This is a genomic window from Providencia sp. PROV116, assembly GCF_028482485.1.
Classification (GTDB): Bacteria; Pseudomonadota; Gammaproteobacteria; order Enterobacterales; family Enterobacteriaceae; genus Providencia; species Providencia rettgeri.
Genome location: NZ_JAMPQO010000031.1, coordinates 1 through 14,775 on the forward strand (window position 1 = coordinate 1; position 14,775 = coordinate 14,775).

Genomic DNA, 14,775 nt, shown 5'->3' on the forward strand with positions numbered 1-14,775 from the left:
GCAAGCGACGCAAAATGCGTTGTCAAAACAGTTTGCGAACAGTGAAAAACAGCAGGCGGACTTGCAGGCAAAACTCAGCCAGCAAGAGCAGAGTTATGCCACCGCACAAGCGCAGCTGAAGCAAGCCAACGCAGACCTGTTGAAGTTACAAAAAGATGTTGAAAAACAAACAGCGCTAATAGGGCAAGCAAGTGACAAGCAAGTTAAAGAGCTAACAATAAACTTAAATAAACAGATTGCCCTATTGAAACAGAAAGAATCAGCTTTAGCTAAGTTAGAATCTGAGAAAAAATCAATTAATGATGCTCTTACTGCCCAAGAAAATGAGAAGAGAAAACTTGAGCAGCAAAATCAGCAATTTGTTAAGCAGACTAAGTCTCAAGAAGACAAAATTAACAAACTTGAAAGTGATATAGCGGCTAAAACAAAGAAACAGTCTGAGGTTGAGCAAAAACTGGCAGACACAAATAAGCTTTTTGGTGATTTAAAAACGACTTCTCAGAAAGAATTAGCATTAGCACAAGAGAAATTGAAAAAATTACAAACAGAGTTAGATTCGCGTAAATCCATTTCGAGTGATGAAACTTTAAAATTACAAATTGCGGACTTGAACCGATTGATAACTCAACTACAAGATGAAAATGATGCATTAAAAGCGAGAAGTGGATCAAAAACGAATACAGGTTTGGCTGGACGAGTTCCGCCTAGTAAAGATTTAAAAGCGATCGCTGCAGAAAATGCGAAGAAAAACCAAAAGATTATTGAACAAATTACTGCTCAAAAATACAGTAAGCTCGATAACAACACTTACTATAAGATCATGCAAGCAGGCTCACCGATAAAAGACGTCAAAAATAAAGATGTAACTTTTATTATGAGGGAACAATTGACGGATGGTAAGGTTACAGTATTGTACACCGATCAAAACCCTGTCACATTGCCTTATAGCCAGTTACCAGCTCCATTAAATTCCTTTGTAGAACGAGCAGGGGAAGGGGGCATGGTTAAGGTATATATTAAGCCTGAAGGAGGGTATGGTGTTGAAGGTATACCTGGTGAAGTACCACCAAACTCCATGTCAATTATTGATTTGAAAATAATTAAAGCAAAATAATATAATTTTTGTCTAAGTTTATCTTAAAGGTAATTTGTCACTGAAAAGGCAAATTACCTTTTTTGTGATGTATTAATTTAAAAGGGAGTATAAGAAGTATAAGAAGTATAAGTAGTATAAGAAGTATAAGAAGTATAAGAAGTATAAGAAGTTTAGGTGAATACTTAAAAGGGGGAGAGCTGCTTGCCGTTCTGCCAGATTATATTTCTATAACTGACAGGGCATGAGTTTGAATATTACTGAGCGGTTAAGCTGCTATTCTTGACCGACTCGGAGTGTATCCAAATCTTTTTCGATAAGTTTGAGTGAAGTAAGATTGACTTGAAAAACCAGCTTCCATTGAAACTTCAACAATACTCATTGTTGTGTTAATTAATAACTGGTGTGCATACATAATACGTTTTTCACTAATCCAAGAACGTGGTGATGTAGCATAAACGGTATTGAACAGCTCTTTAAAGGTTGTTAACCCCATGCCAAAAGTACGTGCAAACTCACTTAATCTCCACTCCTTAAGATAATTATTTTCCATAAATAATTGCAAACGCTCTACTTGGCGACTACTCAGCTGTCTAAAATTAGATAACAATAAAGCACCTTGTTCACTGTAGCTCAGTAATAATAATAACTCGCTTACTCTGAGTGAGAAGATAACATCAGGGTATTCATTATTGATAAATGCATTTAAGCTTGCTTTAATTTCGTTAATGAGAGGAGAAGAATTAAATTTAATTACATCACATGGTAAGCCTTCACCGCGGTCTATTCCACTTAACTCAGCACCATGATTGGAGATGAAGTTACGTAAAAACTTATCATCTAAAGAAATCCAAAGTAAATCACAATTTGTTGTTTCAGCGAGCTGCAATGAGTAAGCGCCTTGTTTGTGATATAAGATATCACCTTCATTTAAACGTTGAGAGTTAGATGGGGTTTCTAGTAATACCGAGCCTTGCTCTACGATTAAAAGCCCTTTGGTTTCTAAATCGATAATGTGATGAGCTGCGTTACTATTAACTTTTATTTGTTTAATTACGTATTGATTTGGTGAATTTACTACTTGCATGACGATACCTTCATTAATTGTATTTAAATATAACTTCAAAATTAAATGTTCAACAATTTCCACCTGGTGATATAAAGCATGGATGTTATTAGTATGTTTGAAATTATATAAATCGATTAATTTTGTGTCACATTGTAATTCCAAATATAAATAAATGTTTCCAAATATATATTTTCCGATCTTTTTCTGCAATTAGCTCGGTATTTATTGGTTTTAAAATGGTATTTTTTCTGTTTATTCCTATAATTTTAATTAGTTTAGATTAAAATTCTAAATTAATAAAATTAGTCGGTTGTTAATATATTATTGTTTATTACACATAAAATGTGTTTTTTTTCTACTTTCTGCTCACTTATCATTTTTAGTATAGTAATATGAATTTTAGCTATGCTAATGATGATATTAGAATTCGTTAAAACTATTATTGATTAATTTCATTAATGTAATAATTAATTACTAACTTCATTTATTTTTGTTTATAATCGTATCGATTAATATTATTTATTAATATGAGGGTAATTGCTGTTAAGGTGTGACTTGAGTCTCATTTTTTAGTAGATAGGTTTGAATGATGGCTCTGATAGGTATTTTAAATATATGTTTTGATAAATAGTTTTTTCTTGTTATTACTTTTCTCGCTTATTATTGTTTAATATACCCGTATTTTATTACTTCTCCTTATACTGTATTTTGCTTAAGTAGAGGGTTAGTTTGAGTTATGGTTACGCTTATCGAGGTTCTTGCTTCCGAGCTGTGCGTTTATTTACTTTGGTAGGTAAATCAGGAACAGGTTTACGATCATCAATTAAATGGCGTATAGCGAGTATTGGGTGATGGATTAACATTTTAGGGCCAGCCCAGCGCATAACTAGCTTCATTTGTTCCCGCATTTTGGGTTGGTAACAATGGATTGGACATTGTTTACATGCTGGTTTTTCTTCCCCATACCGGCATTTTTCTAGCCTATTAACGGCATAGGAAAATAATTTTTGATAAAAATCAGGAGATTCTAGTGGCGCAGGGTAGGCTTTTTCATAGATTTTTATCATTTTTTCAATCGTTTTAATTTCACGATGAATGCGTTTGCCAACCATAGAAAGTCCTTAGAGAATTAAAACATATATTTAATATACAATTTTAAGAGGCGAATGGTTAGCTAATGATGATTTATTCGTGTTTTTATTGATAGAGCTCAATTAAATGGTGAATTTTTAGACGCAATAAAAAGAGGGTAAAAAATTACCCTCTTATATTAGTGTGAAAAACCACTTAGCTAAGACTAAATGAATCAATATAATATCGTCATTTTTAGAATGTTAGCTAAGTTTGTGATTTTCGTTATGTGAGAAAAATACCAGATATTATTATCGTGATAAGCTATTGACTCGAGAGCATTATCTTTTGCATTTCATCTTTAAGATGTAATTTTTCTTTTTTTAGCTTAGCGACATGCTCATTGTAACCAGCTCCAGAAGGACCTTCTAATTTACTGATTTCTTTGTCGAGTTGATGGTGTTTTTCATAAAGAGTCTGAAAACGGGGATGTGTAGAGATTAATTTTGAAACTAAATCTTGATCTGCTGATAACATACTACCTCCTCAGAATGTATTAAGCCTCAGATTCAGTATAAACATTGCGTACATTTTGTACATCCAAATAGCTTGTAATTTACATAATTTTTATTAGTTTTATGATCTTTCTACTAGAATTAAGTCGTATTACATTGCTTTACCTGAGTTATCTCTATTTTTGTAATTAAGAATCATCTATAGTGATAATTACGACGTAAATGACTTAATATGTATAAAAGTCTGGTTTTAAAAATTAGTTTTATGTTCTTAAATAGGAATAAATAATGAAAAAAGCGATTTTATCTGTAATGGCAGCGGCACTAATTTCATCTTGTGCAGTAGCAACGGAAGATTTGGAAAAGATCGCGCCATATCCAAAAGCTGAATCGGGTATGACTCGTCATGTAATTGAATTAACCAAGCAACAAAATGAAAATGACTTTATGGTTGAGTTAGTTATTGGAAAAACGATCAAAGCAGATTGTAACCGCCAATGGTTTATGGGTGACCTAGACAAAAAGACATTAGAAGGTTGGGGTTATGATTATTATAAACTCGACGAAGTAAAAGGCCCTGCGTCTACCATGATGGGATGTTCTGAGCCGGCAAAAGACCGTTTTGTGACAACTCAGTTAGGTGATGATGCATTTGTGCGTTATAACAGCAAGCTACCAATTGTGGTTTATGCTCCAAAAGATATGCAAGTGAAATATCGCATCTGGTCTACAGACGATAAATTAATTGATTCAGTTAATAAATAAATATTCAAGAAAATGCCGCATTTAGCGGCATTTTTTATAGCAATTAATTTAGCGAATAACAAATACAGATGTTTTCGCATGGCGCACAATAGCGGATGCTGTGGAGCCTAATAGGTAGGTTGAAGTGCTTGGGTGATGAGAGCCAATAACTATTAGGTCGGCACCAATTTCTTGCGCATAATCCAAAATTTCGTCTTTGGCGGAACCAATACCAACTTTGCAGTTAATACGTTCATCAGCAACTTTGATATCTTTAATGACCTCTTCTAATGCACGCATTGCGAGAACTGAGCGTTCTGCAGAATCTTTATTGCTTTCTGGTAAGGCGGCAATTTCAATACCAAAAAATAATTCAAGACTTGGAATAACGGATAGAAAATGAATTTCGGCTGAGCTTAGTTGTGCTAGTGCCTCAACGTGTTTGATGATCTCTTGGTTCAACTCATCTTCTAACAAATCAATAGGAACTAGGATTTTTTTATACATAGCGACCTCATTTTCGTGTTATTTGAAATTAATTACAAAGGCTTATCTTCAATATATCATAAGTTAAATGGAAAGTAATAAATGCTATAACGTGCGTATTTATCGCTTAGAGTTAAGGTAAATATAATTAATTATTTGAAAATAAAGGATAATTATTGTTGAGTCACCCTTTGTTTACAATTATTAGTGAGACTTTTAACAGGAACTATGCGATTATTGATTTTAAATATCATTAACCAATTGATTTAAAAGGTTTATTTGAATGATAATTATTTTGTTTTTCATTAAAGAATACATCATATGAATATGAATAATGCCTCGCCCAAGAAAAAAAGTGAGCTCGAGCTACAGCAAATAAAATTTAATGCAGCGAAGAAAAGTACACTCATCAGTGTCGTTGTTAATACACTCTTATCCATTTGGCAGATAATTATTGGTGTTATTTCACATTCTTCAGGGCTAGTTGCTGATGGTATCCATACCTTGTCTGATTTAATTGCTGATTTTGTCGTATTAATCGCGAATAAAAAAAGCCATAAAAAACCTGATGAAGATCACCCCTATGGCCATTTTCGTTATGAAAATGGTGCCTCATTAATATTAGGAATAATTTTATTAATTGTTGGTGTGGGGATGGTTTGGTCTGCTATTGAAAAGTTACTCAACCCAGATTTAATTCCTGAAGTACATACCATAGCTTTGGTCGCTGCACTGATCGCTTTAGTGGCAAAAGAAGGTTTATTTAGATATATGCTTCATGTTGCTAACAAAGTGAATTCGAGTATGTTAGTTGCAAATGCTTGGCATGCACGCTCTGATGCCGCTTCTTCATTAGTTGTTGCCATCGGTATTATTGGGAGTTTATGCGGTTTACGTATTTTTGACCCGATTGCTGCCCTCATTGTCGGGACTTTTGTTTTTCGCATGGGGTTCAAATTTACGAATCAATCGATGCAAGACTTAATGGATAAAGGCGCGAATGAGGAAACTTTGCAGGAAATTCGTTCTGTTTTAGATAATATAAGTGAGTTATCGGGATATCATGATTTAAAAACACGTAAGTCGGGTGATTTTTTATTAGTAGATGTGCATCTAGAACTTGATGGAAATATGAGTATTACTGTTGGCCATGAGATTGCGGTAAATGTACGTAACAAGTTGATGGAAAACCCATTAATTTTAGATGTTATGACTCACCTTGACCCTTATGATAAAGATGTTAAGCATTAATCATACGTTTATTTTATTTTTCGATAAGAACCGAGCTTTAAAGTGGCTCGGTTTTTTATTGCAAGCTATTATATAAAAACGACTTATTAATTATTGCACCCAGTTGATAACAAGGCGAAAATTAATACGTTGTTTCATAATGGCACAATATAGTATTTGTTCAAAGTATAGGGAACATGTAGCAAACTCTACAAATTTGTACTCTATAGTGATTATTGAATGATTGAGGAAAAAATGCGGTTAACTCAAGAACAATGTCAGACATTTCGCGCCCCAAAAGTTATTGCTCTTACAAATAAAAATGGTATGAAGGTCATTCTTAGTAGCCTTGGGGCTAGTTGGGTTAGCTGTATACTTCCGGTAGCAGCAGGAAAACGAGATGTTATTTTGGGTTCACCCAATATGGCGAAACAGATGGAGCAAGGGGTATATCTTGGTTCGATAGTCGGGCGAGTAGCTAACCATATAAATAACTCACAATTTATGCTAAATGAACAAAAATATCAGGTAACGAATAACCAAGGTATACATTATCAGCGTGGTGGAAAATATAATTTTAGTCATCGTATATGGGGTATTTTTCAACCAACTCCACAGAAAGCTATTTTTTCTTTGGCGTCTCCTGCTGGCGAACAAGGTTTTCCGAGCCAGTTAGACGTTGAAGTGAGTTATGAACTTACAGAAGATAATCAAGTGGTTATCCATCATAACTACCAAGTTACCGAGGCTTGCCCTGTTAACCTTGCGAATCACATCTATTTTAACTTAGCAGGAGAGGATTCGGTTAGAACGGCTTTAGAGCATGATTTATATATTGATGCAGACCAATATTTGCCAACAGATATGGACGGTATTCCAACGGGGGAATGGCATAATGTTGCAGAAACAAATTTTGATTTTCGCCAAAGTAAGCGAATTGGCCGGGATTTTTTACAAGCTGATGTGCAGCGTCGTGTTGGAGGATATGACCATACGTTTATATTAAATAACGCATTAACTGATGGCGAGCAGACAGTCGCAACTCTCAGCGCACCAAGTGGTGATGTATGTCTCAATATCGCCACTACGCAACCTGCATTACATGTGTACAGTGGAAATAACTTGCTTGCAACGTCAGGGAAAACCCGAACGTATGTCCCTTATTCAGGGGTAGTGATGGCTACTCAGTTTCCAACAGACGCCATTAATCATTCGGAGAGGGGCACGCGATACAGCTCGATTGCTCTTTCTCAACAAGTGTATCGAAGCCAAACTCGTTACCAATTTATTTTCTAATCTAGCAGGTGAATATTCAGCGCCTCTATATTAAGGCGCTGAATTGAATTACTGGTTAATAATTATTTAGACTTAAATAACAAACAAATCCAGATATTCATTGACGGGCATTTTTTCTAGCATGGGTTTATCGAGAGAGGCTTTTAGAATTCGAATTTGTTGGGCTTCTGGGAATTGCCTTGCTAAATTAATTCTAAATTTATTCAATAACAATGGCATACCCTCTTTGCGGCGGCGTTTGTGACCAACTGGGTATTCGATAACAACTTCATCAAGCACTTGCCCATCTTTCAATGTGATGGTTAACCCGTTGCTAATCGAACGTTTTTCAGGATCATGATAATCTCGAGTAAACTGTGCATCTTCGGTGCAATACATTTTTGCACGTAATGCATCAATACGCGCATCTTTGGCAATATTGTCTTCATAATCAGCAGCGGTTAAACGGCCAAAAATTAATGGGATAGCAACCATATATTGGATGCAATGATCTCTATCTGCCGGGTTATTTAATGGGCCTTTTTTATCAATAATACGAATACAAGCCTCATGGGTACGAATGGCAATAGACTCAATATCTTGTGCCGATTTCCCTAATTTCTCAAGGGTTTGATAGAGTTGTAAAGCTGCTTCTACCGCTGTTTGGGAATGAAACTCAGCAGGGAAAGAAATCTTAAACAACACATTTTCCATGACATATGAGCCATAAGGGCGTTGAAAACGCAGTGGTTGTCCATTAAATAAAACATCGTAGAAGCCCCATGTTTTTGCGGTTAGCGCCGTTGGGTAGCCCATTTCTCCTTTTTGAGCCATTAAAGCCAACCGAACTGCACGGGATGTGGCATCACCGGCTGCCCATGATTTACGGGACCCTGTATTGGGGCTATGGCGGTAGGTACGTAAGCTGTGCCCATCAATCCATGCTTGGGAAACGGCATTGAGAATTTGATCTCTTTCCAGCCCTAATAAATGTGCAACAACCGCAGTTGAGGCTACTTTAACTAAAATGACATGATCAAGGCCAACTTGGTTAAAGGCGTTTTCTAACGCAATACAACCTTGAATTTCATGCGCTTTAATTAATGCAGTCAAAACATCTCTAATGACTAGTGGCGCTTTGCCTTTAGCAATGTTTTCACGTGAAAGCCAGTCAGCCGTTGCCAAAATACCGCCAAGGTTATCTGATGGATGGCCCCATTCGGCAGCAAGCCACGTGTCATTAAAATCGAGCCAGCGGCACATGGTACCAAGATTAAAAGCGCCTTGCACAGGATCTAATTGAAATTGTGTGCCTGGGATTTTTGCTCCATTTGGCACAATTGTCCCTGGCACTATAGGCCCTAGTAATTTTTTACATGCGGGATATTCAAGGGATTCCATACCGCAACCCAGCGTGTCGAGCAGGCAATGATAAGCTGTATCATAGGCTAGGTCAGAAATAATCGGGTAATCCATTACATAATCAACAATATCGCTGATCACTTTATCAAATTCAATTTGTTGCGAACGCACGGTTTGTGTTGTCATTAGGTTACCTTTTAACGCTGTTCTATAGGAGTAAATAATTGATTTTCAGGCCCAATGTAGTTGGCTGAAGGACGAATAATTTTGTTATCTTGTCGTTGTTCAATAATATGGGCTGACCAGCCAGCGGTACGCGCCATAACAAATAACGGGGTAAACATAGCGGTGGGGATGCCCATCAGGTGATAAGCCACAGCCGAAAACCAATCTAAGTTGGGAAACATGTTTTTCTCACGTTTCATCACGGACTCAATGCGATCCGCAACGGTATAAAGATGCCGGTTTAAGCTTTGTTCTGATAACTGTAAAGCAACAGATTTGATAATGGGATGGCGAGGGTCTGCGAGGGTATAAACTGGATGGCCAAAACCAATGATAACCTCACTATTTTTAATGCGTGCGGTAATATCGTGTTCCGCTTCGTCCATCGAGGCATAACGTTGCTGAATTTCTAAAGAAACTTCATTTGCGCCGCCATGTTTTGGACCACGCAGCGCGGCAATTGCCCCTGTCATCGCTGAGTAAAAATCCGTACCTGTCCCAGCAATAACCCTTGCTGCAAATGTGGATGCGTTAAATTCATGTTCCGCATATAAAATTGCCGTAATATGCATGAATTTTTCCCATTGAGCAGGAGGTTTTTTACCGTGTAATAGGTGTAAGAAATGCGCACCAATCGAATCATCATCTGTTTGGGTTTCAATACGCCGTCCATGGTGGCTAAAGTGGTACCAGTACAACAATATCGACCCTAATGATGCTAATAAGCGATCAGCGATATCTCTAGCACCAGAAAAAGGGTGCGATTCTTTTTCTGGTAAAACACAGCCCATCATTGATACGCCTGTGCGCATGACATCCATCGGGTGTGCGTTAGCGGGTATTGATTCTAACGTCTGTTTAACGTTTGCCGGTAACCCTCGAAGGGATTGCAGTTTTTCTTTGTATGCAACGAGTTCAGTTGCCGTAGGGAGCCTTTCATGGATGAGCAAATGTGCGATTTCTTCAAATTCACATTGTGTTGCCAAGTCGTGAATATCAAACCCGCGATAATGCAGGTCATTACCATTACGCCCAACGGTACAAAGGGCCGTGTTTCCGGCTGCTACACCAGAAAGTGCAACTGATTTTTTAGGTTTAAATTGAGGAGTTTCAGTGTGGTTAAGTTGTTCATTCATCATTTATTCCTTGTAGGGGACTGAGGTAATGCAACTTTCGGTAATAATAAGTAATTAAAAATTAAGATTTTTTCTGTGAAAATAATGCATCCAGTTTTTGCTCATAATCGTAATAATGAATACTCTGATACAGCTCTTCTCGAGTTTGCATTAGCGGAATGACACTTTTTTGCGTGCCTTCTTTACGTAATGTTGTATAAACCTGTTCAGCCGCTTTGTTCATGGCGCGAAATGCAGAAAGTGGATATAGTGCGATGGCAATGCCAACACTGCGTAATTCATCAAGAGTAAACAGTGGGGTTTGGCCAAATTCAGTTAAATTGGCCAGTACGGGAGCAGAGGTGTTATTTGTAAATTTTTGATACATAGAGAGTTCTGTAATAGCTTCTGGGAAAAGCATGTCCGCGCCTGCGTCTAAGTAAGCTTGTGCACGTTCCAGTGCGGCATCAATGCCTTCTACCGCTAATGCATCAGTTCGAGCCATAATCACAAAACTGTCATCGGTTCGTGCATCAACAGCTGCTTTGATGCGGTCGACCATTTCTTGTGTCGAAACAATTTCTTTATTAGGGCGGTGGCCACAACGTTTGGCACCCACTTGGTCTTCAATATGTAACCCTGCTGCACCTGCTTTACAAAAGGATTTCACGGTACGGGCAACGTTAAAAGCGGAAGGGCCAAAGCCAATATCGGCGTCAACCATTAGTGGTAAGTCACAGACGTCGGTAATGCGTCGAATATCAATTAAAACATCATCTAACGTTGAAATACCTAAGTCAGGCATACCTAATGATCCTGCGGCTACGCCACCCCCTGATAAATAAATAGCTTTATAGCCAGCTTGTTTTGCAAGGAGTGCGTGGTTGGCATTGATCGTTCCAACAAGCTGCAATGGCGACTCTTGCTTGATAGCCTCGCGAAATTTGTGTCCTGCACTAAATGATGACATAGCGGCCTCATAAAATGTTAATCAGTTGTAATGAGATTAGGGTAACAATAGTCATATAGCAATTGGCGTGCCAACCTTGAATTAAGAGGCGTGGAAATATAAATGTATTAAAAATCAATTGGATATTGATTTTTCTGGTTTGTGATAGAAAAAACAAAGTTAAAATAATCAGTTGGAATGTTTCATTGAAACAATATATTGTTAAGTGAAACGGAAATGAAACACGATGAGAAGGTATGGCGATGATGGATAAACCGATTATTTGGACGGTTTCAGTGTCCCGGTTATTTACACTGTTTCGAGATATCAGCCCAGAATTTAGTGAACAAGCGGAAATCACACCACTTAATCTTGGTTTTGAACAGGCGGTAGAGGCTGTTCGCCAACGATTACAGGAAGGGCATTGTGACGCCATTATTAGTGCGGGTTCAAATGGTGCTTATTTAAAAAGTCATGTTTCAGTTCCCATTATTAACGTAAAAATCAGTGGGTTCGATGTTATGCAGGCATTAACCAAAGCCCGGGAGATTAGCGATAAAATTGGGATTATTAATTATAAAAAACCGCTTTCGTCATTAGATGAATTTCAGCAGCGTTTTGGTTTGCAAATTGAACAGCGTAGCTATGTTACCGCAGAGGATGCGAGGGCTCAGCTTAAGGCACTGAAAGCTTTGGGGATCTCCGTTGTGGTGGGCGCAGGGTTAATCATGGACTTAGCAGATGAAATGGGGATGACAGGGGTTTTTGTTTATTCCACACAAACCATACGGCAAGCATTTTCAGATGCTATCGAATTAAGCCTGATGTCGAGGCGTGAAAACCATTCGCAAGACAAATATCTCCCCCCTAATCCTGCAAAAGTTCGTTATACCATTAATGACCTGATTGGTTTGTCATTACAGATGGAGCGTGTTAGGCAAACCATTATGTTATATGCACGCTCTGATGCAACGGTATTGGTTCAAGGTGCGAGTGGAACAGGGAAAGAGATGGTGGCACAAGCCATTCATCACGAATATACCTTATTTAATCAACATAAGCGAAGTAAACAACAAATGCCTTTTGTGGCCGTAAACTGCGGAGCAATACCTGAAACATTATTAGAAGCCGAATTATTTGGCTATGAAGAAGGTGCTTTTACGGGGTCTCGCCGCGGTGGCCGAGCAGGCTTATTTGAACTGGCGAATGGGGGAACACTGTTTTTAGATGAAATTGGTGAAATGCCTATTGCATTACAAACAAAGTTATTACGAGTGCTCGAAGAGCGTTCGGTAGTGCGAGTTGGTGGGTATAAACCGTTACAAGTCAATGTTCGGGTCATTTGTGCAACCCACTGTGATTTAGACGGTTGGGTAAAAGAAGGGCGCTTTCGAGCTGATCTATTTTATCGGCTCGGGGTACTAAGAATGCGAGTACCAGCGCTCAATGAACGTGGCGATGATATTTTTGTATTAGCGGAGCGGCTGCTTAAATTAGCCTTTGCAGGATTAAGATTGCCTTTACCTTCCTTTCGTGTACAGCAACTAATTGTATGTAAAGAATTTTTTCTTGAGTATTCATGGCCCGGCAATGTTCGAGAACTCAGAAACTTAATGGAGCGGGTCGCGCTGTATTGCAGTGCTTACCCGGAAAAAGCGATCACAACACAAATGCTAATAAGTTTATCCCCAGAAAGGCAGGGTAGCGAACACAAGGATGTCGTAATAAAAGATAAATCACATGAACCATTAGAAGACGTAATGGCAAGATTTAATGGGGATCGTAAAGCGGTGGCCGAGTATTTAGGAATTAGTAGGACTACGTTATGGCGCCGACTTTCCTCCTATTCCTCCAGACCGAATTCTCGTATTGCACCAAGGAAGAGTAAGAATTAGTATTTTTATGCATTCCCTTAATTCGATTTATAGTGTTTTCACTAAATTTTAATGAATCTCCATTAATTTTTAAATAAAAAGAAAAAATAAGGGAATAACAAACAAAAAAGTGAAATAAATTGTTTTAGTAAATTGAGCAAGGCAAATTTGCTTTATCAATCAGCTTATGCAGCAGGAGAAAACAATAAATAATTTTTTTTGTGATTAAGCACTTTTTAGGTTCCTTATATTTAGTTTAAGTTGTATCTAAAAGTAACAGGGGTGGTTTTGCATGTTGTTTTTATAAATAACTGTTATTTAAGTAATTAGTTTCTTTTTCTTGCCGTTTTTGAACAGGGTTTACCTACAAAAAAAACGTGATTTTTCTCACATAAATTATTTTGTTAGTCACCATTAGATTTTCTCATTTTAACTTCGTGATTGAACGTTCTATATTGCGCTCAAATTAGTCTTATCTTTGTTTTTTTACTACTGCACTAATCGCCGAAATGTATTCTTTCTTGGGAACACAATGTTGTCGTATTCTACGATGTAGTTGCAGCGCATATTATTTATTTTGTTAGTTGGAGAGTGGGGCGTGAATCAGTCCACTACTATTATCATGCGCAAACGCGACAATGCATTCGTTCCTGTTGCAGGGTTAACGATTTTTGCTATTGCATCGGGTTATTTAATGAGCTTAATCCCATTATCGATGGGAAGCTTTGGTATTGATACGCAATATGCCGGCTGGTTAGCGAGCGCGTATTATATTGGTTTATTAATTGGCTCAATGTTAATTGAACCTATTATTGCCAAAATAGGCCATCGTCTTGCGTTTATTGGTTTTTTATTGATGCTTGCCGCAACAGTTATCGTATTGCCATGGACGCCAACCATTGAAGCTTGGTTGCCAAACCGCTTAATTGCAGGGGTTGCGGTGGCGGGGATTTTTGTGGTTGTCGAGTCTTGGTTATTGATTGGCGATAATCCGAAAGAGCGTGCTAAACGTTTAAGTTTTTATATGACGTCATTGTATGGCGGAACAACACTTGGCCAGCTTGCTATTGGTGTCATTGGAACCCATGGTGCCTATCCATTTATGGTGGTATTAGGGTTATTATTATTAGCGGTAATGCCACCGTTATTAGTGCGCCAAGGTCAGCCAGAAAGTGGTTCTCATCAGAAACTCTCATTGAAAAAAATTGCTCGTTTAAGTAAACCTGCAATTATTGGCTGTATGGTTTCTGGTATTACTATGGGAACTATTTATGGGCTAATGCCGTTATCATTGAAAAAAGACCAATTCACCACTGACCAAGTCGGTGTGTTGATGGCCTCAATTATTCTTGGTGGGATGTTAATACAGCCAGTTGTTAGTAAATTATCTATCTTAATGAGTAAAACCTTGTTGCTTGCAATGGTTTCATTATTAGGTGTTTTTGCGATGGGTGTTATTTATATTTCGAGTGATTATTTGGTGATGATCGTTGCTTTAGCGTTACTCGGTATGTCAACTTTTGCCTTATACCCGGTAGCGATAACATTGGCGTGTGATAGCCTAGATTCCTCCTACATTGTGGCAGCAACTCAGGTGATGTTGTTTAGTTACAGTATCGGTTCAGCAATGGGGCCTATCGCCGCCGGAACATTTTTAGGCCAACATAATGGTTTAGTGAATTTTTTCTTTATTGTGCTGTTAGTAACTGCAATTTATATGTTAATTGCCAGCTTACGTCGCAAGGCTAGTGTGTTAGCAAATTAATT

Annotated in this window: 13 protein-coding genes; 6 read left to right on the plus strand and 7 right to left on the minus strand. The window is 37.7% G+C overall.

Annotated elements, in window-relative coordinates:
* On the plus strand, positions 1–1,114 hold a 1,114-nt coding region (locus PSE72_RS18010), incomplete at its 5' end, for a hypothetical protein (RefSeq protein ID WP_272691045.1).
* 247 nt (positions 1,115–1,361) lie between these two features.
* Here the strand turns inward: PSE72_RS18010 and PSE72_RS18015 are convergent.
* From PSE72_RS18015 to PSE72_RS18025, 3 genes are all read right to left on the minus strand, one after another.
* Positions 1,362–2,180, minus strand: coding sequence for a helix-turn-helix transcriptional regulator (locus PSE72_RS18015; protein WP_115168261.1), 819 nt, complete (start codon positions 2,178–2,180; stop codon positions 1,362–1,364).
* Between the two features lie 728 nt (positions 2,181–2,908).
* Positions 2,909–3,274 carry a nitrous oxide-stimulated promoter family protein gene (locus tag PSE72_RS18020; protein ID WP_004913005.1) on the minus strand — a complete coding sequence of 122 codons (366 nt, stop codon included), beginning with the start codon at positions 3,272–3,274 and terminating at the stop codon, positions 2,909–2,911.
* A 283-nt stretch (positions 3,275–3,557) separates the two neighbouring features.
* Positions 3,558–3,770, minus strand: a complete 213-nt coding sequence (locus PSE72_RS18025; RefSeq protein WP_004261774.1) for a DUF465 domain-containing protein — start codon at positions 3,768–3,770, stop codon at positions 3,558–3,560.
* A gap of 266 nt (positions 3,771–4,036) precedes the next feature.
* Here PSE72_RS18025 and eco point away from each other — a divergent pair, with 266 nt between their 5' ends.
* Positions 4,037–4,513 (plus strand): serine protease inhibitor ecotin, encoded by a 477-nt coding sequence (gene eco, locus PSE72_RS18030; protein ID WP_004913002.1) that lies wholly within the window; start codon positions 4,037–4,039, stop codon positions 4,511–4,513.
* Between the two features lie 48 nt (positions 4,514–4,561).
* Here eco and PSE72_RS18035 read toward each other — a convergent pair whose 3' ends face one another.
* Positions 4,562–4,999, minus strand: coding sequence for a universal stress protein (locus PSE72_RS18035; RefSeq protein WP_115166897.1), 438 nt, complete (start codon positions 4,997–4,999; stop codon positions 4,562–4,564).
* 300 nt (positions 5,000–5,299) lie between these two features.
* Here PSE72_RS18035 and PSE72_RS18040 point away from each other — a divergent pair, with 300 nt between their 5' ends.
* Together PSE72_RS18040 and PSE72_RS18045 are read left to right on the plus strand one after the other, a co-directional pair.
* On the plus strand, positions 5,300–6,229 hold the full coding sequence (locus PSE72_RS18040; RefSeq protein ID WP_004912996.1) for a cation diffusion facilitator family transporter: 930 nt from the start codon (positions 5,300–5,302) through the stop codon (positions 6,227–6,229).
* Positions 6,230–6,448: 219 nt separating this feature from the next.
* Positions 6,449–7,504: a galactose-1-epimerase gene (locus PSE72_RS18045; RefSeq protein WP_336298880.1), complete on the plus strand. Its 1,056-nt coding sequence runs from the start codon at positions 6,449–6,451 to the stop codon at positions 7,502–7,504.
* Between the two features lie 72 nt (positions 7,505–7,576).
* Here the strand turns inward: PSE72_RS18045 and PSE72_RS18050 are convergent, their stop codons facing one another.
* The 3 genes from PSE72_RS18050 to prpB form a co-directional block, all read right to left on the minus strand.
* A complete protein-coding gene (locus PSE72_RS18050; protein ID WP_004912992.1) occupies positions 7,577–9,031 on the minus strand; it encodes a bifunctional 2-methylcitrate dehydratase/aconitate hydratase in 1,455 nt (484 codons plus the stop codon).
* An 11-nt stretch (positions 9,032–9,042) separates the two neighbouring features.
* Positions 9,043–10,206: a bifunctional 2-methylcitrate synthase/citrate synthase gene (gene prpC, locus PSE72_RS18055; protein ID WP_115166898.1), complete on the minus strand. Its 1,164-nt coding sequence runs from the start codon at positions 10,204–10,206 to the stop codon at positions 9,043–9,045.
* 61 nt (positions 10,207–10,267) lie between these two features.
* Positions 10,268–11,155, minus strand: coding sequence for a methylisocitrate lyase (gene prpB / locus PSE72_RS18060; RefSeq protein WP_115166899.1), 888 nt, complete (start codon positions 11,153–11,155; stop codon positions 10,268–10,270).
* Between the two features lie 245 nt (positions 11,156–11,400).
* Between prpB and prpR the strand changes: the two genes are divergently transcribed.
* A complete protein-coding gene (gene prpR, locus PSE72_RS18065; protein WP_115166900.1) occupies positions 11,401–13,029 on the plus strand; it encodes a propionate catabolism operon regulatory protein PrpR in 1,629 nt (542 codons plus the stop codon).
* Positions 13,030–13,630: 601 nt separating this feature from the next.
* Positions 13,631–14,773, plus strand: a complete 1,143-nt coding sequence (locus tag PSE72_RS18070) for an MFS transporter (RefSeq protein WP_004912983.1) — start codon at positions 13,631–13,633, stop codon at positions 14,771–14,773.
* Positions 14,774–14,775 lie beyond the last annotated feature (2 nt).